This window comes from Cellulosimicrobium sp. XJ-DQ-B-000 (assembly GCF_031119065.1).
Lineage (GTDB): Bacteria > Actinomycetota > Actinomycetes > Actinomycetales > Cellulomonadaceae > Cellulosimicrobium > Cellulosimicrobium funkei.
Map to the genome: position 1 here is coordinate 124,781 of NZ_JAVHYN010000006.1, position 25,037 is coordinate 149,817.

At 74.8% G+C, this 25,037-nt stretch carries 21 protein-coding genes; 13 read left to right on the plus strand and 8 right to left on the minus strand.

Features of this window, described 5'->3' with window-relative positions; translation table 11 throughout:
- Nucleotides 1-31 precede the first annotated feature (31 nt).
- Nucleotides 32-1,219: an L-2-hydroxyglutarate oxidase gene (gene lhgO / locus RDI86_RS11410; RefSeq protein WP_061267499.1), complete on the plus strand. Its 1,188-nt coding sequence runs from the start codon at nucleotides 32-34 to the stop codon at nucleotides 1,217-1,219.
- On the opposite strand, the gene RDI86_RS11415 is transcribed toward lhgO, so the two are convergent.
- Together RDI86_RS11415 and RDI86_RS11420 are read right to left on the minus strand one after the other, a co-directional pair.
- A complete protein-coding gene (locus RDI86_RS11415; protein WP_168945119.1) occupies nucleotides 1,183-3,429 on the minus strand; it encodes a hypothetical protein in 2,247 nt (748 codons plus the stop codon). The genes lhgO and RDI86_RS11415 overlap by 37 nt on opposite strands.
- Before the next feature lie 14 nt (nucleotides 3,430-3,443).
- A complete protein-coding gene (locus tag RDI86_RS11420) occupies nucleotides 3,444-4,274 on the minus strand; it encodes a TIGR03089 family protein (protein ID WP_308821430.1) in 831 nt (276 codons plus the stop codon).
- A 178-nt stretch (nucleotides 4,275-4,452) separates the two neighbouring features.
- Between RDI86_RS11420 and RDI86_RS11425 the strand changes: the two genes are divergently transcribed.
- The 3 genes from RDI86_RS11425 to RDI86_RS11435 all read left to right on the plus strand — a co-directional run bounded on the left by RDI86_RS11425 (nucleotide 4,453) and on the right by RDI86_RS11435 (nucleotide 10,031).
- Complete coding sequence (locus RDI86_RS11425) at nucleotides 4,453-4,782, plus strand: WhiB family transcriptional regulator (protein WP_021482334.1); 330 nt, start codon at nucleotides 4,453-4,455, stop codon at nucleotides 4,780-4,782.
- 132 nt (nucleotides 4,783-4,914) lie between these two features.
- The gene (locus RDI86_RS11430) at nucleotides 4,915-8,280 is read left to right on the plus strand and encodes a glycosyltransferase (RefSeq protein ID WP_308821431.1); all 3,366 of its coding nucleotides are present in this window, start codon (nucleotides 4,915-4,917) and stop codon (nucleotides 8,278-8,280) included.
- A 5-nt stretch (nucleotides 8,281-8,285) separates the two neighbouring features.
- Nucleotides 8,286-10,031 carry a DUF5719 family protein gene (locus RDI86_RS11435; protein WP_168945121.1) on the plus strand — a complete coding sequence of 582 codons (1,746 nt, stop codon included), beginning with the start codon at nucleotides 8,286-8,288 and terminating at the stop codon, nucleotides 10,029-10,031.
- A 7-nt stretch (nucleotides 10,032-10,038) separates the two neighbouring features.
- Here RDI86_RS11435 and RDI86_RS11440 read toward each other — a convergent pair whose 3' ends face one another.
- The gene (locus RDI86_RS11440) at nucleotides 10,039-10,617 is read right to left on the minus strand and encodes a metallopeptidase family protein (RefSeq protein WP_083711936.1); all 579 of its coding nucleotides are present in this window, start codon (nucleotides 10,615-10,617) and stop codon (nucleotides 10,039-10,041) included.
- 82 nt (nucleotides 10,618-10,699) lie between these two features.
- Here RDI86_RS11440 and RDI86_RS11445 point away from each other — a divergent pair, with 82 nt between their 5' ends.
- Nucleotides 10,700-11,053 (plus strand): DUF3499 domain-containing protein, encoded by a 354-nt coding sequence (locus RDI86_RS11445; protein WP_009863301.1) that lies wholly within the window; start codon nucleotides 10,700-10,702, stop codon nucleotides 11,051-11,053.
- A 1-nt stretch (nucleotide 11,054) separates the two neighbouring features.
- Here the strand turns inward: RDI86_RS11445 and RDI86_RS11450 are convergent, their stop codons facing one another.
- The gene (locus RDI86_RS11450; RefSeq protein ID WP_076405935.1) at nucleotides 11,055-11,672 is read right to left on the minus strand and encodes a dTDP-4-dehydrorhamnose 3,5-epimerase family protein; all 618 of its coding nucleotides are present in this window, start codon (nucleotides 11,670-11,672) and stop codon (nucleotides 11,055-11,057) included.
- Nucleotides 11,673-11,710: 38 nt separating this feature from the next.
- Here RDI86_RS11450 and rfbD point away from each other — a divergent pair, with 38 nt between their 5' ends.
- Nucleotides 11,711-12,610, plus strand: coding sequence for a dTDP-4-dehydrorhamnose reductase (gene rfbD / locus RDI86_RS11455; protein ID WP_308821445.1), 900 nt, complete (start codon nucleotides 11,711-11,713; stop codon nucleotides 12,608-12,610).
- Here rfbD and rfbA read toward each other — a convergent pair.
- Entirely contained in the window at nucleotides 12,583-13,446 is an 864-nt protein-coding gene (gene rfbA, locus RDI86_RS11460) for a glucose-1-phosphate thymidylyltransferase RfbA (protein ID WP_061267504.1), read from the minus strand. The two genes, rfbD and rfbA, sit on opposite strands and share 28 nt — an antisense overlap.
- Before the next feature lie 121 nt (nucleotides 13,447-13,567).
- Between rfbA and rfbB the strand changes: the two genes are divergently transcribed.
- The 3 genes from rfbB to RDI86_RS11475 are packed head-to-tail and all read left to right on the plus strand — an operon-like array spanning nucleotide 13,568 to nucleotide 16,262.
- Complete coding sequence (gene rfbB / locus RDI86_RS11465; protein WP_061267505.1) at nucleotides 13,568-14,563, plus strand: dTDP-glucose 4,6-dehydratase; 996 nt, start codon at nucleotides 13,568-13,570, stop codon at nucleotides 14,561-14,563.
- A gap of 56 nt (nucleotides 14,564-14,619) precedes the next feature.
- Nucleotides 14,620-16,077: a phosphomannomutase/phosphoglucomutase gene (locus RDI86_RS11470; RefSeq protein WP_061267531.1), complete on the plus strand. Its 1,458-nt coding sequence runs from the start codon at nucleotides 14,620-14,622 to the stop codon at nucleotides 16,075-16,077.
- Nucleotides 16,074-16,262 (plus strand): Trm112 family protein, encoded by a 189-nt coding sequence (locus RDI86_RS11475; protein WP_021479800.1) that lies wholly within the window; start codon nucleotides 16,074-16,076, stop codon nucleotides 16,260-16,262. The genes RDI86_RS11470 and RDI86_RS11475 overlap by 4 nt, the downstream gene beginning before the upstream one ends.
- Nucleotides 16,263-16,435: 173 nt before the next feature.
- On the opposite strand, the gene RDI86_RS11480 is transcribed toward RDI86_RS11475, so the two are convergent.
- The 3 genes from RDI86_RS11480 to RDI86_RS11490 form a co-directional block, all read right to left on the minus strand.
- Nucleotides 16,436-17,371, minus strand: a complete 936-nt coding sequence (locus RDI86_RS11480; RefSeq protein WP_061267507.1) for a glycine betaine ABC transporter substrate-binding protein — start codon at nucleotides 17,369-17,371, stop codon at nucleotides 16,436-16,438.
- A gap of 97 nt (nucleotides 17,372-17,468) precedes the next feature.
- Nucleotides 17,469-18,338: a proline/glycine betaine ABC transporter permease gene (locus RDI86_RS11485; RefSeq protein ID WP_061267508.1), complete on the minus strand. Its 870-nt coding sequence runs from the start codon at nucleotides 18,336-18,338 to the stop codon at nucleotides 17,469-17,471.
- A complete protein-coding gene (locus RDI86_RS11490) occupies nucleotides 18,335-19,696 on the minus strand; it encodes a glycine betaine/L-proline ABC transporter ATP-binding protein (protein ID WP_308821432.1) in 1,362 nt (453 codons plus the stop codon). Before RDI86_RS11490 ends, RDI86_RS11485 begins: the two co-directional genes overlap by 4 nt.
- A 586-nt stretch (nucleotides 19,697-20,282) precedes the next feature.
- On the opposite strand from RDI86_RS11490, the gene ahcY reads away from it, so the two are divergent.
- The 4 genes from ahcY to RDI86_RS11510 all read left to right on the plus strand — a co-directional run bounded on the left by ahcY (nucleotide 20,283) and on the right by RDI86_RS11510 (nucleotide 24,878).
- The gene (gene ahcY, locus RDI86_RS11495; protein WP_083711938.1) at nucleotides 20,283-21,836 is read left to right on the plus strand and encodes an adenosylhomocysteinase; all 1,554 of its coding nucleotides are present in this window, start codon (nucleotides 20,283-20,285) and stop codon (nucleotides 21,834-21,836) included.
- A gap of 40 nt (nucleotides 21,837-21,876) precedes the next feature.
- The gene (locus RDI86_RS11500) at nucleotides 21,877-22,485 is read left to right on the plus strand and encodes a hypothetical protein (protein WP_308821433.1); all 609 of its coding nucleotides are present in this window, start codon (nucleotides 21,877-21,879) and stop codon (nucleotides 22,483-22,485) included.
- A gap of 82 nt (nucleotides 22,486-22,567) precedes the next feature.
- Nucleotides 22,568-24,103 (plus strand): sensor domain-containing protein, encoded by a 1,536-nt coding sequence (locus tag RDI86_RS11505; protein ID WP_308821434.1) that lies wholly within the window; start codon nucleotides 22,568-22,570, stop codon nucleotides 24,101-24,103.
- A gap of 115 nt (nucleotides 24,104-24,218) precedes the next feature.
- The gene (locus RDI86_RS11510; RefSeq protein WP_034651737.1) at nucleotides 24,219-24,878 is read left to right on the plus strand and encodes a response regulator transcription factor; all 660 of its coding nucleotides are present in this window, start codon (nucleotides 24,219-24,221) and stop codon (nucleotides 24,876-24,878) included.
- Nucleotides 24,879-25,037: the final 159 nt, after the last annotated feature.

The window sequence follows — 25,037 nt, forward strand, 5'->3', positions numbered from 1 at the left end:
GCCGCGTCAGTCACGTCGGTGAAGGGTCGTCATGTCGCGAGTCGTAGTGGTAGGTGCGGGAATCGTCGGTCTTGCCGTCGCCGAGAGGCTCTCGCGGCGTGGGGACGAGGTCGTCGTCCTCGAGAAGGAGGAGCGGCCCGCGGCGCACCAGACCGGGCGCAACTCCGGCGTGATCCACTCCGGTCTCTACTACACGCCGGGCTCGCACAAGGCGCGGATGTCGGTGGCGGGCGCGAAGTCCATGACGGCCTTCGCGCGCGAGCACGGGGTGACGGTCGACATCTGCGGCAAGCTCGTCGTCGCGACCTCGGACGACCAGGTCGCCCAGCTCGATCGTCTGGCCGCGCGGGCGGTGGAGAACGGCGTCCCCGCTCGCGTGGTCTCGGCCGAGGAGGCACGCGAGTACGAGCCGTACGTCCGCGCGGTGCGCGCCCTCCGGGTCGAGAGCACCGGGATCGTGGACTACGTCGGCGTGTGCCGGGCGATGCTCGACCTCGTCCTCGAGCGGGGCGGCGAGATCCGCTACGGCGCGGAGTTCGTCTCCGCGCGGACGGAGCCGAACGGCGTCGTGGTCGAGACGACCCGGGGCGAGGTCCGCGCAGACTCGCTCGTCGCGTGCGCGGGCCTCTACAGCGACCGTGTCGCGGCGGCCTCCGGGCTCGAGCCCGAGGCGCGCATCGTCCCGTTCCGAGGCGAGTACTTCGAGCTCGTCCCCGAGCGTCGCTACCTCGTCAACGGACTCATCTACCCGGTGCCCGACCCGGCGTTCCCGTTCCTCGGCGTGCACCTGACGAAGATGGTCGACGGGTCCGTGCACGCGGGCCCGAACGCGGTCTTCGCGCTCGCGCGCGAGGGATACCGCTGGCGTGACGTGGACGTCAAGGAGCTTGCCGGGTCCCTCGCGTGGCCGGGACTGTGGAGGCTCGCGGCGCGCAACGTCGCCGCCGGCGTGAAGGAGGGTCTGCGGTCCGTCTCGGGGCGCGCCTTCGCGCGCAGCCTCTCCGAGCTCGTCCCTGGCATCGGTGTCGACGACCTGAGCCCGGCGGAGGCCGGGGTCCGCGCGCAGGCGCTGCGCCGGGACGGCACGATGGTCGACGACTTCCTCGTCCAGGGCACGTCGCGCCAGGTGCACGTGCTGAACGCCCCGTCACCCGCCGCGACGTGCGCCCTCGAGATCGCCGGTCACATCGTCGACGAGCTGGACTCGGTCACCGCCTGAGGGGGCACGACCCGGTCGTCCTCGGGCGGGAAGGGGCGGGCCCGGCGTCGGCCGCCCAGCACGTGGACGACGGCCAGCACGAGAGCCGCCAGGAGCCCGCCGGCGGCGATCGCCGCTCCGGTCGTCAGCCCGGGACTGCGGAACGACAGGGTGACGTCCGTGGTCCCGGCGGGGACGCTCACCTCGAGGAGTCCGTACGGCCCCTCGCGGACGGCGAGCGCACGACCCTCGCCGTCCTGAGCGCCGTACCCCGGCCACGCGAGCCGGTCGAGGAGCACCGTCCCGTCTCTGTCGGCGACGACGCGCACGTGCACGGAGCCGTCCTCCGCCGTCGTCGCCTCGGCCGAGACGACTTCCTCCGACGGGGTGGCCGTGACGTCGGGTGCGGGCGTGGGACGGACGAAGGCGACACGGTCGGCGTCGTCCACGACCTCGCGCCAGCCGCTGGGCCGCACGATCTCCTCCGGCTCGAACGAGGCCTTGCTGTAGACGAGCGTGTCCACGCCGAGCGCATCGAGCAGCGTGGCATCGTAGCCGCCCTCGACCGGGTCCTGCAGGCGCTCCGCGAGGCTCGCGCAGCCCGTGCCGCCGCGGTAGTCCATGCACAGCGGCGACGTGAAGGACGGGAAGTCGATGCCGGTGTAGCGGCCGAGCGTCTCCAGTCCCGCCGCCGCGCCCTGATGACCGAACACGAGGTGGCCCTCCCGCACGGCGCTGGAACCGGGCTCCAGCGCCTCGATCGAGCCGAGCTGCAGCACCGCTCCTCGGTAGGGCGCGGTCGCGGCACGCAGCTCGGTGAGGTCGTGCGCCGCCCCGCGGTCGGCGGCGACGCCGAGCTGCTGGTGGCTCCACCCGAACAGCGACGCCTGCGCCGGCGCCACGACGAGGCACCCTGCGACGAGGGGCACCACGACCCAGCGCGCCCCGAAGCGGCGTGCGACCAGCACGGCAGCCGCGACGAGCGCGAGCACCGTGCCGGCGAACGCGAGGTGCACGGTCCAGTCCTGCGGCGTGACGGCCCAGGCGTTGAAGAAACCGAAGGCGACCACGGTCGCGCTGAGCGCGGCGCGGAGACCCCGGTGGGAGCGCGCGAGACCGAGGGAGAGCAGCGCTGCGAAGAGCACGCAGACCCCGACGTACGTGTACTCGACCAACCGGATGGGCCACCGGAAGAGCCAGATCTGGGCGGGTCCGACGGTGAGGAGGAGCATGAGCGAGGTGAAGACGAGCGGTCCTACGAGACGCTTGCCGAGTGCTCGCGCCGCTCCCCAGCGGAGCCAGGGGAGGAGCGGGAGGACGAACCACGCGAGGTACGTCGAGGGCACGTAGTCCGAGCGGGAGTACCACGCCAGCATGGACGGCAGGTAGGAGGGGCTGCTCATGCCCGCGAGGTCCTGGAGGTCGGGGACCATGTACCCGTCGTTGGAGACGGCCTCGGGAGCCTGACGCACGGTCACCCCGAGCGTCCCCACCAGGGGCAGGTACACGACGGCGGCAAGCGCCCCGACGCTCGCTCCGAGGACCACCAGACGCCCGAGCGTCGACCACCGCCGCCGCACGACGAGGTCCGCCGCCAGGGCCGCCAGGACCACGAGGATGCCGAGGATCGCGTAGGGGTTGCCGACCGTCACGGCCAGCCCGCCGAACGCGAACGCGACGAGCGGGTTCAGGGTGCCGCGGGAGTACCGGTGCGCGGCCCACCAGAACCACACCACCCAGGTCGTGGCCATGAGGCCGGACGCCCAGTTGCCGGCACCGTAGAACAGCGTGAAGCCGGCGAGCGGCATGGCCAGACCGACGCTCACCGCCGGGCCCCGCGCCGCACCGTAGGACCGCGCGAGCAGGTAGGTGGCGACGCCCAGGAGCGCGAGGAACTCCGTCATGACGACGAAGATCCCTCGAGCGAGGTCGTCGAAGCCGGACAGCAGGACGAAGTTGGCGAGGCTCACGGGGTTGAGCACGCCGTAGGCCGCCTCGGCGACGTAGTTGCCCCCGGCCCAGCCGGCGGGGTCCATCGGCAGCCAGCGGCCGGCGCGGAGCTCCGTCCCGAGGTGGTGCCACAGGGGGGCGAACGACTCTGCGTTGTCCCCCCAGAACCCGAACATCCGGTCGAACGCCTTGACGAGGACGGCGGCGACGACGACGCCGACGGCGACACCGAGACTGGTGAGGAGTTCGGCAGCCCGAGGGCCGATCCGACGGACGGGCATGATGCTCCCCTGCTTCAGGTCGAGGTCGTCGGGGACCGGGGTCGGTCCGGCTGGGGGGCGTCCCTGTCGACGTGCGCTTCGGCGTCGATCCGTTCGCCCGTGGCGAGGCGCCGCGCCGCGTCCTCGTCCGTGCAGAGCCGTCGCGCGTACCTCGGGGAGACCAGGACGACCGACCCGTCGTCGGCCAGGACCGCGAGGCACGCCCCCAGGGTAGCGGAGCCCGCGCCCGGAGCGACCAGCGTCCGCGCCCCGGGCGCGGTCCCGGTGCGCGGCACGAGCTCCTCGTGCGCCGCGCTGCCGGCGCCGGAGACCCACGCCGGTGCTGCGGGCTCGACCTGCGGGACCCACCCGACCTGGTCGCCGTACGTCATCACCGCCGACGCAGCGTCGATCGCACCGGCCGGGAGCGTGCCGTCGAACGCACGGGCGAGGGCAGGAAGCGCGACGGCGACGAGCTCCGCGCCGGACGCCGTCCACCGGTCCGGGCGGTCGGTGACGACCACGTCGGCGTGCGGGGTGCTCGCACCGGTGGCATTCTCGTCCGTCAGGACCACGGTCGCTCCCACGCGCCATGCAGCGAACGCCCAGACGACGGTCCGCCAATGCACGGGAAGATCGAGAACGACCTGCGTTCGAGGACCGGCGTCGAATTCCTCGACGAGCAGGTTCGTCGTCTTGTTCACCCAGTTCTCGAGCACTGCGCCGGAGAGCTCGACGCGCTCGCCGTCGTCCCCGTACCACGTGAGCCGGGGCCGACCAGGGTCGCGCGTGACGAGTCGGAGCAGGTCAGCGACGTGGGTGGGGCGGTCGCCGCGAGGGGCGGGGGCGTGGGGAGCGGACACCATGGACACCACCCTAGGGTGCCGATATCGACACCCGAGATGTGATGGTTTCACCCGCCGCCTCCGCGGGGCTATCACATTTCGGCTTGACGCCCGCGGATGACACGCGTGTAATTTCTTCAATGCAGTTTCCTGCCTGGTTCTCGCTCGAGGCCCGGCGAACGGCATGAAGGGGCGAGCAATGTGGAACATGCTGGACGGGACGGGCGGGGTCTTCCCCTCCGACGCTGAGCGAGAGGTGGAGCGCGTGGCACCGGTGCTGCCGCTCTTCGGTGAGCCGGTCGACGACTCGCTCATGGGGTGGCAGGAGCGCGCGCTGTGCGCCCAGACGGACCCCGAGGCCTTCTTCCCGGAGAAGGGCGGGTCCACGCGCGAGGCAAAGAAGGTCTGCACGGGCTGCGAGGTCCGGGCCGAGTGCCTGGAGTACGCGCTCGAGCACGACGAGCGCTTCGGCATCTGGGGCGGGCTCTCCGAGCGGGAGCGCCGCAAGCTCAAGCGCCGCGTCGTCTGACGACCGGGCCCCGGCCCGGAGGGTTCGTCGGCGTCGCCGACGAGCAGCGTCGTGACGGGTGGCCGACACCCGCCACACCGGGGCGCGCAAATGCCGCGCCTGGAGCCGTGTCCGTCGCATGATCGACGGGACATGACTTCCTCCGACCTCACCACGTCCGCGCGCAGCGCCCGTCCCGGCGACGTCACGCCGGGGGCCGCCGCGCGCGCCGCCGCCGTGCCGGGCGTCGTCGCGGCACCCGGGATCGTCGCCGCCGTGACCGGCGCGCTCCCCGTCGTGACCACGGTCACGGCGGTCGTCGTGACGCGCGGCCGCACCCCGTTCCTCGCCCACACGCTGGAGGCGCTGCGCGCCCAGACGACGAGCCCGCACGAGGTCGTCGTCGTCGACGCCGCGATCGGCGACGCCAGCAGCGAGCACCAGGGCCTGCAGCTCGGGGACGCACGTTTCGTCGCGGCCCCGCGCGCCCGCTCGTTCGGCGACGCGGTCGACGCGGCGCTCGCGAACGTCGAGCCGGGCACGTGGCTCTGGCTCCTGCACGACGACTCCGCGCCCGCGCCCGACGCGCTCGCCGAGCTGCTGCGGGCCGTCGAGCACTCGAGCGCTGTCGCGGTGGCCGGCCCCAAGCAGGAGCGCTGGGTGCCCGGCACCGACGCGCAGGTGGCGGCGCCGTTCGAGCCGGGTACGGTCAGCCGCCTCGTCGAGGTGGGCGTGACCACGACGCCGCTCGGGCGCCGCCTGACCGGCATCGACGAGGACGAGGTCGACCAGGGGCAGCACGACGTGCGCGAGGACGTGCTCGCCGTCGGGCTCGCCGGGGCGCTCGTGCGGCGGGCCGTGTGGCAGGAGCTCGGCGGCACGGACCCCGAGCTCGGCCCGTTCGGCGACGGCCTGGACCTGTGCCGGCGGGCGCGCCTCGCGGGGCACCGGGTCGTCGTCGTCCCGTCGGCCGTGGTGCGGCACGCGCAGGCGTCCCTGCTCGGCCTGCGCGAGCGTCGGCGCGGGACGACGGCGCTCCCCGCCCCGGACCCCGACGCGTCCTCGGCGGCCCGCCGTCACTCCCAGCTCCACGCGCGGCTCGTCGGCGTCGCGGCGCCGTGGCTCCCGTTCGTCGCGCTCGCGATGGTCGTCGGCGCACCCTTCCACGCCGCGTTCCGGCTGCTCGTCAAGCAGCCGGGGCAGGCCCGGGACGAGCTGCTCGCGCCGCTGTGGGCACTCGTGCGGGTCGGGCCCGTCGTGCGGGCGCGCCGCGTGGCGCGCCGGACCCGGACGCTCCCGCGCCGGGCGCTGCGCCCGCTGCGCGGCACGTGGCGCGAGGTGCTCGTCGAGCGGCGCGACCGCCGCCTCGCGCGTGCCGAGCAGCGGCGCACCGCGTGGGCGCCGACCGACATCGAGCGGCGCGAGCTGCGCGCCCTCGCGGTGCGGCGTCGGGCCGGGCTCGCCGGAGCCGCCGTGGGGCTGGCGGGGTTCACCGCCGTCGTGTTCGGGCCGCTGGCAGGGGCTCTCCTCGCGGGCGGTCGGCTCGTGGGGGGCTCGCTGCTCCCGGCCACCGGGACGCTCGGGGACGTGTGGCGCGCGGCGACGACCGGCTGGGTCACCACGGGGCTCGGCGCACCCGCGCCGGCGGACCCGTTCGTGTCCGCGCTGGTCCCGGCGTCCCTGCTCGCCGGCGGCGCCACGCAGACCGCCGTGAACCTGCTCGTCCCCGCGTGCTTCCTCGCGGCCGGCCTGGGCGCGTGGTTCGCCGCGGGCGCGGTCACGCGCTCCGTGCCGCTCCGCGCCTGGGCGACGCTCGTCTGGGTCGCCGCTCCCGCGCTCCTCACCGCCGTGGGTGCCGGCCGGGTCGGCGCCGTCCTCGTGCACGCGACGCTCCCGTGGCTCGCGCTCGCGGTCGTCCGCGCGCTCGGTCTCCAGCGGCTCGACGTCGTCGCGCCCCCGACGAAGGACGTCGTCCGTCGGGCTGCGCGCCGCGAGCCGGGGTCGCTCGCGGCCGCCGCCACCGCGGGCCTGCTGTTCGCGGTCGCCGTCGCCGGGGCGCCCGTGCTCCTGCCCGTCGGCGTGGTCGTGCTCGTCGTCGTGGCGCTCGGGGTCCGGGCGCACCGCCGCTACCTCGCCCTCGTCCCCGTGCCGGCCCTCGTGCTCTTCGCCCCGTTCCTCGTGCACGTGGCCCGCACCGCGGGCGACGGCGGGTGGCGGCTGCTGCTCGCCGACCCGGGCGTGCCGGTCGCGGCCACGCCCGCCGCGCCGTGGCAGCAGCTCCTGGGGCTGCCGACCGCGCCCGAGGCGTGGTTCGGGCTCGACGGGAGCGGCGCGGGCGAGCTCCTCGCGCGCTGGGCTCCGTTCGCCGCCGGCGCGGTCGTCGTGGTGCTCGCCGTGCTCGCCGTGCTGCGCGGCCGGCGTCTGGCCGTGGGGGCGTGGTTCGTCGCGGCGCTCGGGCTGGCCGCCGCCGTCCTCGCCGGGTCGACCGTCGTGGCCGCCGGGGTGTCGCCCGACGCCCCGGTCACGGGGTGGCCCGGCGCCGGGCTGTCGCTCGCGCTGCTCGCCCTGCTTGGCGCCGCCCTCGTCGGCGTCCCGCGATGGCCCGGTGCCGGCGCCCCGGCCTGGCGCTCGGGCGCCGTCGTCGCGCTCGCCCTGGTCGTCACCCTGCTGCCCCTGGGGGCCGCCGCGTCGTGGACCGTGGGCGTGCTCGACCGGGACGACGCCCGGGTCGGCTCGGTCGTGGCCACGACCGAGCCGGTCGTGCCGCCGGTCGGCCGCCAGATGCAGTCCTCGCCGCGCCAGGCGCGCGTGCTCACCCTGGAGCACGGGCCGGGTGGCGTCGTCGAGTACGCGGCGCTGCGCTCGGACGGTCCGCAGGCGGTCGACTCGTCGGCCGTCGTGCACGCGTGGCAGGCGGCCGACCCCGCGGTGACCGAGGGAGAGCTGCCCCGGCTCGTCGCGGAGCTCGTCTCCGGGACCTCGGCGGACGTCGCCGGCGGCCTGGGCCGTCTGGGCGTCGGGGCGGTGCTCCTGCCGGCGTCCGCGCCGGAGGACCAGGCGCGGGCCGAGCTCGTCGCCCGGCTCGACATGGTGCCCGGGCTCGAGCGCATGACGGAGGGCCGGGCAGCGCTGCTCTGGCGCGTCGTGCCCGAGGGCGGCGAGCCGTCGTGGGCGCGCGTCGAGTCCGCTGCGGGGGTCGAGCCGCTGGCCGCGGACCGCGAGGCGCTGCGCCCGGTCGTCGCGACCGTCCCGGAGGGGGCCGAGGACCGGCAGGTCGTGCTCGCGGAGGACGCGTCGTCCGGGTGGCGCGCCACGCTCGACGGCCGCCCGCTGGAGGCGGTCGACCCGGCGACGACCGGCGGGCTGCAGGCTTTCGCCCTCGGGGCCGACGCCGGGCGGCTCGAGGTGTACCACGCCGCGGACCACCGGTCGGGCTGGATGGCGGCTGCGGGCGTGACCCTGGTCGTGTACGTGCTGCTCGCGGTGCCGGTCCGGCGCCGTCGCGCGGGAACGAGGTAGGAACGGTGACGACGACGAACGGGACGAGCCCCGACGAGGCTCCGGAGACGGACGCGCGCCCCGGGCGCGCCCGGGCGGTGGTGCGCCGCGTCACGACGACGGGCGCCGGGCTGGTCGGCATCCTGGCGGTGGGTGCGGTCGTCGTGCTCGGGGGCACGGGCGCGGCGCTCCTGCCCGCGGCCCCGGCCCCGGCGGACGCGGTCGAGGAGGTCACGGTCGAGCCCGCCCGAGAGGTCTCGGTCTGCCCGGGACCGGCGCGGCTCACCGACCCGGAGACGGTGGGTGACGCGCAGTTCGGTCCCGCCCCGGTCGGCACGTCCAGCCGGCTGCGCGCGGTGGTCGAGGGCGAGGGGGCCGCCGGGCTCGGCGTTCTCGACGGCGGCGACCTCGAGGAGCAGGAGCTCGCGCCCGGGTCGGGCGCCGACGTCACCGTGGGCGATGTCCAGGACCCCGCGCACGGCACCGTCCTGACCGTGCGCCCCGCCCAGGACTCGTCGCCGCGCGTGGCCGCGTCCGTCGGCTCCGTGACGACCGACGGCGACCTGCGCGGGCTCGCCGCGGCGAGCTGCGCGCGGCCGGGCATCAGCCAGTGGCTCGTCGGCGGGAGCACCGAGATCGGCAGCAGCTCCCAGCTCGTGCTCCAGAACCCCGGCCTCACGCCCGCGGTCGTCCAGGTGCAGGTCTGGGGGCAGGGGGGCGAGGTCGCGCTCTCCGGGGGCGGGCAGCAGCTGGTCGGTCCGGGGCAGGAGGTCGTGACCCTGGTCGAGGCAGCGGCTCCCGAGCAGCGCCGCCTCGTCGTCCACGTGGCCGCGTCGGGCGGACTCGTGTCGGCGTACCTGCAGCACTCGACGCTCGACGGCCTGGTGCCGCTCGGCGTCGACCACGTCGTCCCGGGCGGGGAGCCGACGACGGACCTCGCGCTGGCCGGCGTCACGAGCGTCGGGGAGGCGGTCGACGACCCGCACGCGCCGCAGCTGCGCCTGCTCGCCCCCGGCGAGCAGGCCGGGACCGCGCGCGTCACGGTGTACGGGGAGGACGGCGCCGTGCCCCTGCGCGGGGCCGAGGAGGTCGCGCTCGCGCCCGGCGTCGTCACGGACGTGTCGCTCGGCGGCCTGCCCGCGGGCGCGTACGCCGTCTCCGTGCACGCCGACGTCCCCGTCGTCGGCGGTGCGTCCGTCGACCGCCGCGGTGAGCCGGATCCCGACCTGCTCCACGAGGAGCGGCAGTACGACCGCGCCTGGGTCGCGGCGCGACCGCTGCCGTCCCTGACGGACGCGGAGGGCGCCGACGAGAGCGCCGGGTCCACCGACGACACGTCTCCCGCCGGTCAGGTGGCGCTCGTCCCGGGCACGTCCTCCGCGCTCACGCTCGCCGCCGTCCCTGCGGCGCGTGCCGACGAGGACGAGCCGACGGGCTCGCTCGAGCTCCTCGTGCGCGTCTACGACGAGAGCGGCGCGGAGGCGGGCACGACGACCCTGACCCTCCGCGCGGGCACGACGCAGACGCTCGACCCGGCGACGGTGCGGGCGGAGGGGTCCGAGGCCGTCCCCGCGGCGGTGACGGTCGACGTCGTCGGGGAGGACGACGGCCTGCTCCCCGTCTGGTCGCTCACGGCGAGCGCCGGCCCGACGAGCGGCGACGAGGGCGACGGCCTGCCGAGCCTCGTGTCGGTGCTCCTGCCGGTCACGGACGCGCCCGCCGCGCACGAGGTCGCGGTCCGCGCGTCGGACACGGCCGGGCTGGGACGCTAGGCGACGGTCAGCGGTCGCCCGTGTAGCGCGGGTCGATCTCCTCGGGGGTGCGGGCCAGCAGGTGCGCGACCTGCTCGACGAGCACGTCGCGGACGAGGTCCTCGAGGTCCTCGGCGTCGAACGCGCGCGCCTCGACGGGCCGCCGGTAGACCACGATGCGGGCGGGCTGGCCCGACTCGGCCGGGAAGCACCGGCCGAGCGGCACGCCGCCGTCCTCCCAGGGCGCCGGGTCCGACGGCGGGACGTCCTCCACCGCGAACTCCGTCCCGCGCAGCTGCTTCGCCCACGAGCGCTGCACGCGCTCCACGACGTCGAGCACGACGTCGTCGAACTTCTCCGCGCGGGTGCGGCTCGCGGGCGCGGTCGGCGGGAGGAGAGGACCTCGGATGCCGCGTCCCCGGCGGTCGCGCCGTCGTGGCACCGGTCCGTGGCCGCCCGGCCCAGGGGCGCGCGGCGGGATGAGGAGCTCGTCGAACGAGACCGGGGGAGGGGTGACGGCGCTGCGACGCGACCAGCGGTCGCGGGCCCGGCGCCCGGCGCCGGCCGGGTCGGGGCGCGAGCCGGGGGACGAAGAGTTGCCACGCACACCCCGACTCTAGTCGGCCTCCGCCGAAGGCGGGCGGCGTGTGCCGTCCCCAGGACCCCTCCGGAAGGCGTAAGGTCAGGCCGTGAGATCCGTCAGGCAGTGCTCGCGCACGGCGTGCGTCCGTGCCGCCGTCGCGACCCTCACCTACGTCTACGCCGACTCCACGGCGGTCCTGGGCCCGCTCGCGCACCTCGCCGAGCCGCACAGCTACGACCTGTGCGCCGAGCACGCGGAGCGGCTCACCGCCCCGCGCGGCTGGGAGGTCGTGCGCCTGTCGCCGCAGTTCGTCGAGACCGGTCCCAGCGACGACGACCTCTCGGCGCTCGCCGACGCCGTCCGGGAGGCGGGCAAGGTCCGCACCGAGCCGGAGCCGCCGGACGTCACCGAGGTCGGGCGCCGCGGGCACCTGCGGGTCCTGCGCGCCGAGGCCGACTGACCTACGCCTGCAGCGTCCGGACGAACGCGTCGACCTCGTCCGCACGGGGGAGGGCTCCCGCCGCGAGCGCCTCCCGTAGGGACGGCGCCGCCGCGTCCTTGGCGGAGAACGACGGCACGAGGGCGCGCCCGTCCGGGCCGGTGGCCGGCCACTCGATGGCGAGCTCGGGGTCGGTCGGGTCGACGCCGTGCTCCCGCTCGGGGGCGTACCCGCTCGAGCACAGGTAGACGACGGTCGCACCGTCCTCGAGCGCCATGAACGCGTGCCCGACGCCCTCGGGGAGGAACACGGCGCGGCGCTCGTGGGCGTCCAGCAGGACCGCGTCCCAGCGCCCGAAGGCGGGCGACCCGACGCGGAGGTCGACCACGACGTCGAGGACGGACCCCGCGACGCACGTCACGTACTTCGCCTGCCCGGGCGGGACGTCGGCGTAGTGGATCCCGCGCACGACGCCCGCCCTCGAGACCGAGGCGTTCGCCTGGGCGAGGTCGAGGTCGCGCCCTGTCGCCTCGCGCAGGGCTGCGGCCGTGAACCACTCGAGGAAGACCCCTCGGTCGTCGGCGTGCTGACGCGGCAGCAGCTCCCACGCGCCGGGGACGGTGAGCTCACGGACGTTCATGGTGCTCCTCGGTAGGGTGCCGTGCGGAGGTGGTCGTGGTGCGGTGGGCGGTGACAGGGGCCGGCGGGATGCTCGGGACCGAGGTGGTGGCGCTGCTGCGCGCCGGCGGGGAGCCCGTGCGCGCGCTCGACCGCGCGGCGCTCGACGTCACGGACGGGGACGCCGTCACGCGCGCGCTCGCCGGCGCGGACGTCGTGGTGAGCTGCGCGGCGTACACGGCCGTCGACGCCGCCGAGGCGGACGAGGCGACGGCCTTCGCCGTCAACGCCGTCGGGGCCCAGCACGTCGCCCGCGCGGCGGCTCGCCACGAGGCCCGGCTCGTGCACGTGTCGACGGACTACGTCTTCGACGGCGGGCCCGCCGCCGTCGGGGTCCCGTACGCCGAGGACGCGCCGCTGGCGCCCCGGTCCGCCTACGGCCGGACGAAGGCCGCCGGGGAGTGGGCCGTGCGGACCGAGCACCCGGACGCCCTCGTGGTCCGCACGGCGTGGCTCTACGGCGCGCACGGCGCGTGCTTCCCGCGGACGATCGCCCGGGTGGCGCGCGAGCGCGGAGCGCTCGAGGTCGTCGACGACCAGGTGGGGCAGCCGACGTGGGCCCGCGACCTCGCCGACCTCGTCGTGCGGCTCGTGCGGTCCTCCGCCCCGGGCGGCGTCTACCACGGCACGGCGCAGGGCCGGGCGTCCTGGTGGGACCTCGCCCGCGAGGTCGTCGCCGCGGCCGGGCTCGACCCGGCGATCGTCCGGCCCGTCCCCAGCGCCGCGTCCGCGCGCCCCGCGCCGCGGCCGGCGTGGTCCGTGCTCGGTCACGAGGCGCTGCGCCGGGCCGGCGTCGAGCCCGTCGGCGACTGGCGCGAGCGCTGGGTCGTCGCAGCGGCCGGCGTGCTCGCCGGAGCCTCGTCCCCGGGCGCTCACGCGTCGAGCAGCGACAGCAGGTAGGTGCCGTAGCGCGACCGGCCCAGCGCGGCCGCACGCTCGCGCAGGCCGTCGTCGTCGAGGAACCCGCGGCGCCACGCGACCTCCTCGGGGGCCCCGATCTTCAGGCCCTGCCGGTTCTCGATCGTGCGGACGAAGTCGCTCGCGTCGAGGAGCGAGTCGACCGTCCCGGTGTCGAGCCAGGCGGTCCCGCGCGGCAGGACCTCGACCTGGAGCCGGCCCTCGCGCAGGTAGTGCAGGTTCACGTCCGTGATCTCGTACTCGCCACGCGCCGAGGGCCGCAGCGAGCGGGCGACGTCGACGACGTCCGCCGAGTAGAAGTACAGGCCCGGCACCGCGTAGCTGCTCCGCGGGTGCGCGGGCTTCTCCTCGATGCTCAGGGCGCGTCCCGATCCGTCGAACTCGACCACGCCGTACGCCGTCGGGTCCGAGACGCGGTAGGCGAAGACGGCGCCGCCGTCGATCGCGGCGAACCGCTGGAGCCGGTCGCCGAGGCCGGGCCCGTAGAAGATGTTGTCGCCGAGGACGAGCGCGGCGGAGTCCCCGTCGAGGAAGTCCGCGCCGAGCACGAACGCCTGGGCGAGCCCGTTCGGCTCCGCCTGCACCGCGTAGGAGATGGAGATGCCGAACTGCGAGCCGTCGCCGAGCAGGCGCGTGAACGCGGCGGCGTCGTGCGGCGTCGTGATGACGAGCACGTCCCGCACCCCGGCCAGCAGCAGCGTGGAGAGCGGGTAGTACACCATCGGCTTGTCGTAGACGGGCAGGAGCTGCTTGCTCACCCCGAGCGTGATCGGGTGCAGGCGCGTGCCCGCTCCTCCTGCCAGGACGATCCCCTTCATCCCGGCAGGCTCTCACGACAGCCCCGTGCCGCGGCGGGTGAAATGCCGCCGCGGACCCCGGGGCCGGGGCCCGCCGTCGATAGACTCGCCGCGCCAGGAGGACGGATCGAGGAGGTCGGCTGTGCGGGTGCTCGTGACCGGCGGCGCCGGCTTCATCGGGGCGAACTTCGTGCATCGCACGGTCGAGACGCGGCCCGACGCCGCGGTGGTCGTGCTCGACGCCCTGACGTACGCGGGGGACGCGCGGTCCCTCGACCCGGTGCGCGACCGCGTCGAGCTCGTCGAGGGCGACGTCGCGGACGCCGACCTGGTGGACCGGCTCGTGGGCGAGGCCGACCTCGTGGTCCACTTCGCCGCGGAGTCGCACAACGACAACTCCCTGCGGGACCCGTCCCCGTTCGTCCGGACCAACGTGCTCGGCACGTTCACCCTGCTCGAGGCGGTGCGCCGCCACGACGTGCGGCTGCACCACGTCTCGACGGACGAGGTGTACGGCGACCTCGAGCTCGACGACGGCGCGCGCTTCACCGAGACGACCCCGTACAACCCGTCGTCGCCCTACTCCTCGACGAAGGCGTCGAGCGACCTCCTGGTGCGGGCGTGGGTGCGCTCGTTCGGCGTGCGCGCGACGATCTCGAACTGCTCCAACAACTACGGGCCGTACCAGCACGTCGAGAAGTTCATCCCGCGGCAGATCACCAACCTGCTCGACGGTGGGCGTCCCAAGGTCTACGGGGCGGGTGCGAACGTGCGGGACTGGATCCACGTCGACGACCACAACGACGCGGTGTGGGCGATCGTCGAGCGGGGTGCCGTGGGCGAGACCTACCTCGTCGGGGCGGACGGCGAGCGGTCCAACCTGCAGGTCGTCCAGGACCTGCTCGAGATCTTCGGCCGCGACCGCGACGACTACGAGCTCGTCGCCGACCGTGCGGGGCACGACCTGCGCTACGCGATCGACGCCACGCGACTGCGGACCGAGCTGGGGTGGGAGCCCGCCTTCACCTCGTTCGGCGACGGTCTCTCCCGGACGGTGGACTGGTACCGCGAGCACGAGGAGTGGTGGCGCCCGGCGAAGGCGCGGACCGAGGAGCGGTACGCGGCGGCCGGGCAGTAGCCCGCGCAGCAGCCGTCGCCGTCGCACGCGGTGCACCCGCGGATAGGGTGGGTCGCGTGAGCACCGACCTCTCCCACCTCATCAAGGCGTACGACGTCCGCGGTACCGTCCCGGACCAGCTGAACCCGGAGGTGGCCCGGGCCGTCGGCGCGGCGTTCGCGCGGGCCGTGGTGCTGCCGGAGGCCCCGGCGGGCACGCGGGCCAGCGCCGTGCTGGGGCACGACATGCGCGACTCGGGCCCGGAGCTCGTCGACGCGTTCGCCGCGGGGCTCACGGCCGCGGGGGTCGACGTGACGCGCATCGGGCTGTGCTCGACGGACGGTCTCTACCACGCGTCCGGGGTGCTGGGCGTCCCCGGGGCCATGTTCACCGCGAGCCACAACCCCGCCGTCTACAACGGCATCAAGCTGTGCCGCGCGGGCGCGCGCCCGGTCGGCCAGGACTCGGGCCTGATCGACGTACGGACCCTCGCGGAGGGGTACCTGGACGACGGCCTCCCGCCCGCCGCCGAGGAGCCCGGCACCGTCACGGACCGCGACATGCTCGCGGAGTACGCGGCGTTCCTGCGCGGTCTCGTCGACCTGTCGGGGATCCGGCCGCTCAAGGTCGTCGTCGACGCCGGCAACGGGATGGGCGGGCACACCGTGCCGGCCGTGCTGGGCACGGGGGCGGGACTGCCCGCCCTGCCGCTCGACGTCGTCCCGCTCTACTTCGAGCTCGACGGCACGTTCCCGAACCACGAGGCGAACCCGCTGGACCCGAAGAACCTCGTGGACCTGCAGGCGGCCGTGGTCGAGCACGGGGCCGACCTCGGGCTCGCGTTCGACGGCGACGCCGACCGCTGCTTCGTCGTGGACGAGCGCGGCGAGCCGGTCTCCCCGTCCGCCGTCACGGCGCTGGTCGGCCTGCGGGAGGTCGCGAAGGAGCTCGAGGCCGGGCGCACCCCCACCGTGATCCACAACCTCATCACCTCGCGCGCCGTCCCCGACTTCCTCGGGGCGGCCGGCGCGCGCACGGTCCGCACGCGCGTGGGCCACTCGTTCATCAAGGCGCAGATGGCGGAGCACGACGCCGTGTTCGGGGGCGAGCACAGCGCCCACTACTACTTCCGCGACTTCTTCTTCGCGGACACCGGGATGCTGGCGGCGATGCACGTCCTGGCCGCCCTCGGGTCGCAGCCGCACGCGCTGTCCGACCTCGCGGAGATGTACGAGCCCTACGTCGCCTCGGGGGAGATCAACTCGACCGTGGCCGACGTCCCGGCGGCGCGTGCGCGCGTCGTCGAGGCGTACGTGACGCAGCAGGGGGCCGGCCCCGTCGAGGTCGACGAGCTCGACGGCCTGACGGTCTCGCACTGGGGCTCCCACCCGCAGTGGTGGTTCAACCTGCGGGCGTCCAACACGGAGCCGCTCCTGCGGCTCAACGTCGAGGCCGCTGACGAGGACATCATGGAGAAGGTGCGCGACGACGTCCTGTCGCTCGTGCGCACGGACGACGACGAGGAGCGAGCATGAGCCTGCAGATCGACCCCTGGGTGCGCGAGGCGCTGCGGTGCCCGGTGACGGGCGCCCGCCTCGTGGACGGGACGAGCCCCTCCGGCGAGCCGGAGCTGCACTCGACCGACCCGGGGCGTCCGCTCGCGTACCCCGTGCGCGACGGCATCCCGGTGCTGCTGGAGGACGACGCGCGCGAGCTCTGAGGGCGCCGCGTCCCGCTGCACGACCGAAGGCCGGCCCCCGCGAGGGAGCCGGCCTTCGGCGTCGGGCACCGAGGGTGCCCGCACGGCTGCGGCGAACCGGGACCGCAGCCCGTCCGGGACGGGCCCTGCAGATCCCGTCGGCAGGGCCCGTCGGAGCGCGGGTGGTCGAGGCGTCAGACGCCCGCGGCCTCCTTGAGGTCGTCGACGAACGTCGGGTTCTCCTCGAGCCACGCCTCGACGGCGGCCTGCTCGTCGGCGTACTCGTCGGAGTTGAACATCATGTTCTCGAGCGAGAACAGCTGCTCGTCGTCGAGGGAGAACGCGCCGAGCAGCTTCGTCAGCGTCGGGTAGCGCTCCTCGAAGTCGGCCGAGCCCCACATGTGGATCTTCTCCGCCTCGCCGAGAGCGCCCTCGGGGTCCTCGAGGTCGCGGACGGGGAACTCGTCGTAGGCCCAGTGCGGGCGCCACAGCGTGACCGCGATGTTCTCGCCGGCGTCGGTCGCGCCCTTGAGCTCGGCGAGCATCGCGGGGGTGGAGGAGATGGAGTAGTCCATGTCCTCGAGGCCGTAGGTGGGGATGACCTGGTCCTGGGTGATCTCGGTCAGGCCGGCGCCCGCCTCGATGCCGACGAGCTTGTTGCCGTACTCGTCGGACATGGCCGCGAGGTCCTCGAGGGACTGCGCGGGCGAGTCCTCGTTCACCGCGATGGTGAGCTTGGCGTCGTCGTACCAGTAGCCGAGGTCGGTGATCTCGCCGCCGTACTTCTTCTCGTACGACGCGTGCGTGTAGGGCAGCCAGACGTCGAGCGTGAGGTCGAAGTCCCCGCCGACGAGGCCGGTGTACACGACGCCGACGTCGGCGGTCTGCGTCGACACGTCGTAGCCCTCGTCCTCGAGGATGGTGGTCCACAGGTGGGAGACGGCGATGCCCTCGTCCCAGCCGGACGGGATGCCGATGGAGACCGACGTCTCGTCCTCGCCGGTGGAGGAGGCGCCGTCGCCGGAGCCGCCCGAGCCGGAGTCGGACGCGCAGCCGGTGAGCGCGAGGCCGAGGACGGCGGTCGCGGCGACGGCGGCGGTGCGGGTGGTGCGCTTGCGTGCGGGGGTCATGCGTTCCTTCCGTGGGCCGTGAGGCCCGGTCGGGGTGCCCCACGACGGTGCGTGGGAGGGGGTCCCGGCATGCGGCCGGGGACGGTGGGTGGCGCGGTCAGACGCGCGCCGCGGCGAGGGCGCGCGCCACGGGGGCGCGGTCGCCGAGCGCGGAGGTCACGCGGTCGAGGAACATCGCGAGGATGACGACGGCGAGGCCTGCCTCGAACCCGAGCGCCACGTCGACGCGCTGGAGCGCGGCGACGACGTCCTCGCCCAGGCCGCCGGCGCCGACCATGCCGGCGATGACGACCATGGAGAGCGAGAGCATGATGACCTGGTTGACGCCCGCCATGATCGTGGGCAGGGCGAGCGGGAGCTGGATCTGGCGCAGGATGCGGCCGGGGGTCGAGCCGAACGCCTGGCCGGCCTCGACCACCTCCTTGTCGACCTGCCGGATGCCCAGCTCGGTGAACCGGACGCCGGGCGCCATGGCGAAGACGATCGTCGCGATGATCCCGGGCACGGGCCCGGTGAGGAAGATGACGACGGTCGGGATGAGGTAGACGAACGCCGGCATGGTCTGCATGAAGTCGAGCACGGGCCGCACGACGGCGGAGACGCGGTCGTTGCGCGCGGCCCAGATGCCGAGCGGGATCGCGATCGCGATCGCGAGGACGGCGGACAGCAGGACGAGCGCGAGGGTGTCCATCGCGTTGTCCCACTGGTTCACGCCCGCGATGAGGACGAAGCCGACGAGCGTGCCGACCGCGAGCCGCCAGCCCTTGACGAAGAACGCCAGCGCGGCGAGGGCGATCGCGACGACCCAGAACGGCGGGCCGGACAGCACGGCGTCGAGCCCGTCGTAGACGCCCACGAGGACGTCCTTGATGAACCGGAAGAGCGGGCGGAACGTGGTGGTGACCCAGCCGACGAAGGCGTCGACCCACTCGCCGAGCGGGATGCGGGGGACGAGGGTGTCGTTCACGCGGCACTGCCTTCCGTCGGGGCGGCCGCGAGCGGGGCGGAGCCCTCCGCCGCCGCGTCCTGGACGACGGGCGTCTGCCCGAGGTCGATCTCGCCGGTCTTCGGCTGGTCGCCGGGGACCATGGCCTCGAGGAGCGTGACGCGGGGGACGACGCCGACGAGGCGGCCCTGCTCGTCCGTGACCGCGACGGGCAGCGGCGACTCCGCGGCGGGGGCGAAGACCTCCGCGAGCGGGGTGTCGGGGGAGACGGGCGCGACGCCCTGGCGCACGAGGCCGTCGAGGCTGTCCTGGCCCTTCTTGAGCGCGGCGACCGCGTCCTCGTCGCGCACGACGCCCTGGAGGTGGCGCTGGCGGTCGACGACGTACGCGGCCGAGACCTGCGCCTCGCGCATCGTGCGGCTCGCCTGGCGGGGACCGCCGGAGAGCGGGACGACGACGGCGGGGCGCACCATGACGGACGAGGCCGTGAGGACGCGCGTGCGGTCCACGTCGGCGACGAACTGGGCGACGTAGTCGTTCGCGGGGTCGGACAGGATCTGCTCGGCGGTGCCGATCTGCACGATCCGGCCGTCGCGCATGACGGCGATCCGGTCCCCGAGGTGCATCGCCTCGTTGAGGTCGTGCGTGATGAAGACGATCGTCTTGCCGAGCGTCTGCTGGAGCTCGAGGAGCTGCTCCTGCATCTCGCGCCGGATGAGCGGGTCGAGCGCGGAGAACGCCTCGTCCATGAGCAGGACGTCGGTGTCGGCGGCGAGCGCGCGGGCGAGCCCGACGCGCTGGCGCATGCCGCCGGAGAGCTGCGAGGGCAGGGAGTCCTCCCAGCCGCCGAGCCCGACGAGGCCGAGCGCGGTGCGGGCCTTCTCGCGGCGCTCCGCCTTGCCGACGCCCTGGATCTCCAGGGGGTAGGCGGCGTTGTCGAGCACGGTGCGGTGGGGCAGGAGCGCGAAGTGCTGGAAGACCATCGACACGTGCTTGCGGCGCAGCGCGCGCATCTGCTTGGCGTCGGCCTGGGCGAGGTCGGTGCCGCCGAGCAGCACGTGCCCGGACGTCGGCTTCCACAGCCCGTTGAGCATGCGGATGAGCGTCGACTTGCCGGAGCCCGAGAGGCCCATGACGACGAAGATCTCGCCCTGCTTCACGTCGAACGACGCGTCGATGACCGCGGCGGTGCCGAGCGGCTTGACGTCGTCGCGGCTCGCGCCCTGCTCGAGGCGGCGGATCGCCTCGACGGGGCGGCGCCCGAAGACCTTGTAGACGTCGCGGACCGAGAGCGCGGTCGCGCGCTCGTCGGTGCCGACGGTCGCGGCGCCGGCGTGCGCGGCCGGGTCGGTCGGCACGGGTGTGCTGAGAGCTGTCATGCGGTGGGTGTCGCCACCTTCCGGTCGTGGACCAGCGTCACGCCCCTCCGGAGCACCCCGGGTGCGGGCGCTCGACGAGAGGGCACGGCAGGAGGCCCCGGGTGCGAGGACGTCCTCCCTGGGGTGGCGCGTCCGGCCGGTTGCCCCCGCAGGGGCCGGCGCACACAGGGCCTCACGCTGATCCGATGTCAATCGGTTCGCGCCCACCCTGCCTGATTCGAGGTTCAACTTCTACCCAGGACCCCCGCACCAGGGGCGATTCCAGGACGATTCTTGACCGAGCATCGTTGGAATGGCGCGGATGACGGCGGAACCGGGATCGTTATCCCTTCGTGATCTTGAGATGGTCAAGCGTTCGTGTTACGCGCGCGCCCGGGCGCGCGCGCCGGACGAACGGTGGTGCTGCGGGCGCGGGTGGTCCGCGCCCCGGCCGGACGGCGTCGTCCTCGGTAGGCTGGTGCCGGGCGGGCCGCGGTCCCGTCCCGCGCGGACGGGAGCCCCCAGCGCAGCAACCGACCAGTCATCGGGAGCCACCGCGGAGCCGGTACCACCGGCTCCGCCGGCACCGAGAACGCACAGGAGAACCATGTCCACCACAGCGCAGGCCCCGACCTCCGGCGCCACCCCCGGCTTCGACGAGATCCCCGGCCGGTACAAGGTCCGCGACCTGTCCCTGGCCGAGGCGGGCCGCCACCAGCTCCGCCTCGCCGAGCACGAGATGCCCGGCCTCATGGCGCTGCGCGCCGAGTACGGGGACTCGCAGCCGCTCGCGGGCGCCCGCATCGCCGGCTCCCTGCACATGACCGTGCAGACGGCCGTCCTCATCGAGACGCTCGTCGCGCTCGGCGCGCAGGTGCGCTGGGCGAGCTGCAACATCTTCTCGACGCAGGACGAGGCGGCGGCCGCCGTCGTCGTCGGGCCGCACGGGACGCCCGAGGACCCGCAGGGCGTCCCGGTGTTCGCGTGGAAGGGCGAGAGCCTCGAGGAGTACTGGGACTGCACCGAGCAGATCCTCGTGTGGCCGGGGGACGAGTCGCCCAACCTCATCCTCGACGACGGCGGCGACGCCACGATGCTCGTCCACCTGGGCCTGCAGTACGAGCGCGCGGGCGTCGTCCCGCCGGACACGCTCCCGGGCGAGCCCGACCACACCCACGAGATGAACGTCGTGCGCGGGGTGCTGCGCCGCGCGCTCGAGGCCGACCCGCTGCGCTGGACGACGATCGCGCAGGAGATCCAGGGCGTCACCGAGGAGACGACGACGGGCGTGCACCGCCTCTACCAGCTCGCCGAGTCGGGCGAGCTGCTCTTCCCGGCGATCAACGTCAACGACTCGGTCACCAAGTCGAAGTTCGACAACAAGTACGGCATCCGCCACTCTCTGCCCGACGGCATCAACCGCGCGACCGACGTCCTCATGGGCGGCAAGGTCGCGTTCGTCGCGGGCTACGGCGACGTCGGCAAGGGCGCGGCCGAGGCGTTCCGCGGCCAGGGCGCGCGCGTCATCGTGTCCGAGGTCGACCCGATCTGCGCGCTCCAGGCCGCGATGGACGGCTACCAGGTCGCCCGGATCGAGGACGTGCTCGGCGAGGCCGACTTCTTCATCACGACCACGGGCAACAAGGACGTCATCCGCGCCGAGCACCTCGTCGCGATGAAGGACAAGGCCGTCGTCGGCAACATCGGCCACTTCGACAACGAGATCGACATGGCCGGCCTCGCCGAGGTGCCCGGGGTGTCGCGCACCGAGATCAAGCCCCAGGTCCACGAGTGGACGTTCGCGGAGCCGGGCCCCGACGGCCAGCCCGCGGGCCGCTCGGTCGTCGTGCTCTCCGAGGGCCGCCTGCTCAACCTGGGGAACGCGACGGGCCACCCGTCGTTCGTCATGAGCAACTCGTTCTCGAACCAGGTGATCGGCCAGATCGAGCTCTACCAGGACGCGACGGCCGCCGCGCGCGAGGGGCGCGAGCGCGCCTACGCGCGCCAGGTCTACCGGCTGCCCAAGGTGCTCGACGAGAAGGTCGCGCGCCTGCACCTCGACGCGCTCGGCGTCCGGCTCACCGAGCTCTCGCCGTCTCAGGCGGACTACCTGGGCGTCCCCGTCGAGGGGCCGTACAAGCCGGAGCACTACCGCTACTGAGCACCGACCCGAGTCGTCCGGCACGCGCCGAGGAGGTCGTATGGACCCGTCGTCCGACGAGCGCACGCCGGTCGTGCCCTCGCCCCCCGCGGGCGAGGGCACGTCGGGGCCGGCCGACGAGGTGCGCGACGAGCCGCCGCCCGGCCGGGTGCGGCCGCTGTGGCACCGCGTGGGCGACCGCTGGGAGCGCGAGCCCCCGCACGACCTCCTGTACGGCGCGATCGTCGCGGGGTTCGTCATGGCGGTCTCCAGCGTGCACGCGCCGACGGGCGACCGCGTCGTGCTCGCGACGACCCTCGTGGCGGTGGGCTACTGGCTCGCGCACTGCTACGTGGACGCGGTGAGCGGACGCTTCCACGACACGGGGCACTCGCTGTGGGGCCGCACGGTCGTCGCGCTGCGGTCCAACGTCGGGGTGCTCCTCGGCGCGCTCCCCGGGATCGTCGTGTACCTCGTGGCGCTCGCGGCCGGGCTCGACGCCGAGAGCGCCGCCCTCGTCGCGGTGTGGTTCACCGTCGTCCTGCTCGGTGTGGTGGGGTTCCTCGCCGCGTACCGCGCGGGGGCGCGCGGAGGCCTGCTGGTGGGAGAGACGCTGCTCGCCGCGGCGTTCGGCGGCGTGGTCATCGCGGTCAAGTACCTGCTGCACTGACGGCAGGTACGGGGGTTGTCCCCACCCGGGTGCGGCGGACGCCACCCTGTCGTCGCCGCACGCGCGCGCCCAGACTGGCACCATGACTGCCGTGACCCCTGACCAGCCGAGCGTCGTGCCCGAGGGCGAGCCCTCGCCGGGCGCGCCCGACGCGGTCGTGCCGACGCCGCACCCCTCCGCGGTGCCGTCGACGCCCGCCACGTCGTCGGACCCCTCGGCGTCCGCCGTGGCCGCCGCGCCCGGGGTCCCGGGCGCGTTCGCGGGCTCGCAGCCCGACCCGCGGTACGTGGACCACCGCGAGCGGGTCGGCTTCGCGCGCGCGCCGTTCGCGGGGCGCACGTGGCGCGAGTACGGGTACCTCTCGCTCGCGCTCCTGCTGGCGCCCTTCGCGTTCTCCTACGGGCTGTTCTCCGTGGTCTTCCTCGTCGCGATGATCGTGCCCGTCCTGGGCCTCGTCGTCGCGGGGTGGGTCGTGGTCGGCGGGCGCGGCTGGGGCTCGATGTACCGGTCGCTCGCGCGGTCCCTGCTCGGGGTCGACGTCGCCGCCCCCGCCCCGTACACGCGCCGCCGCGGCTTCTGGAGCACGCTGTGGAGCGGGATCGGCGACGGCACGGGGTGGCGGGCCGTGCTCTTCCTCCTCGTGACGTTCCCGCTCGCCATCCTGTCCTTCGTCGTGAGCACGGTCTTCCTCGCCGTCGGGCTGGGCGGCACGACGCACTGGATCTGGTCGCGCTGGCTCCCGCTGCAGCAGGCCGCCGACGGGACGTGGCACCGCGGGGTGCAGATCGGCGTCGACTGGTACGTCGACACCCCGGCGCGCCAGCTCGGCCTCGTGCTCGTCGGGGCGATCTTCCTCTGGGTCTGGCCCCACGTCACGCGCGCGTTCGCCCACCTCTTCCGCGTGCTCACGGTGGCGCTGCTCGGCCCCACGCTGTCCAGCCTGCGCGTCGCCGACCTCGAGGAGTCGCGCGGCCGCACGGTCGAGGACGCCGACGCGAAGCTGCGCCGCATCGAGCGCGACCTGCACGACGGCACCCAGGCGCGCCTCGTCGCCGTCGCGATGCAGCTCGGCGAGGCCAAGGAGCAGCTCGCGGCGGGCGGCGACGCGGGCGACGCGCTCGAGCTCGTCGACCTCGCGCACTCGTCGACCAAGGAGGCGCTGGTCGAGCTGCGCGAGCTCGCGCGCGGCATCCACCCACCGGCGCTCGACAACGGTCTCGCGGTCGCGCTCGAGACCCTCGCGGCGCGCTCGCCGCTGCCGGTGACGGTCGACGTCGACCCGGCCGTCGAGGCGTCCGGCCGGCTCGCCCCGGCGGTCGAGTCGATCGCCTACTTCTGCGTCGCGGAGCTCGTGACGAACGCGGTCAAGCACGCGCGCGCGTCGGGCGTGTACGTGCTCGTGGAGCGCCAGGGCAGCGGGCGCGGGGCGCGCCTGCGCCTGCGGGTGCGCGACGACGGCCAGGGCGGCGCGCGCGTCGTGCAGCCGGGCTCGGACGGTCACCGCTCGGGGCTCGCGGGCCTGGCGGAGCGCGTGCGCTCCGTGGACGGCTCGCTCGAGCTCACGAGCCCCGTCGGCGGGCCCACGGTCGTCACGGTCCTCCTGCCGGTCCGGGTCTGACGTGCTGCGCACGGACGGGACGGTCCTGCCCGGGTGGCGGGACGGCGTCGGGCAGGATGTCCCCGGGGCACCGCGCCCGCCCGGGCCGCCCGGCCCGCCCGACCGGAAGGACACCATGCGGCTCGTCATCGCCGAGGACTCCGCCATCCTGCGCGACGGTCTCGTCGCGCTCGTCACCCGCCGCGGCCACGAGGTCGCGGCGGCGGTCGCGGACGGCGACGAGCTCGTCGCGCAGGTCGCGCGGCTCGCGGCGCAGGACGCGCTGCCGGACGTCGCCGTCGTCGACATCCGGATGCCCCCGACGTTCACGGACGAGGGGCTGCGCGCCGCCCTCGCGCTGCGCGCGGCGCACCCCGACCTCGGGGTGCTGCTCTTCTCCCAGTACGTCGAGACGCGGTTCGCGAGCGAGCTGCTCACGGGCGGGGCGCGCGGCGTCGGCTACCTCCTCAAGGACCGGGTCGCGGACGTCGGCGAGTTCGTCGACGCGCTCACGCGCATCGCCGCGGGCCAGACCGTCCTCGACCCGGAGGTCGTGAGCCAGCTCATGGGCGCATCGCGATCCGACGACGGTCTCGCGCGCCTCACGCCGCGCGAGACCGAGGTGCTCGAGCTCATGGCGCAGGGCCGGTCGAACTCCGCCATCGCGGAGGCCCTGTTCCTCTCCTACGGCGCGGTCGAGAAGAACGTCACCTCGATCTTCGGCAAGCTCGGGCTGCCGCAGGACGCCGGCGACCACCGCCGCGTCCTCGCGGTGCTGCGCTACCTCAAGGTCTGAGCGGCTCTCAGCGCCTCCAGGTCTCAGCGGCTGCAGGTCCGAGCGGCGGGGGACAACCCCCCGGAACCTGGGTGGACGACCGCGACGCGGTCGGGGGACCGTCCCGTACCGGGACGAACGGGATGTTTCGAGACTGGTGAGCACCGGGAGACCTCCCGG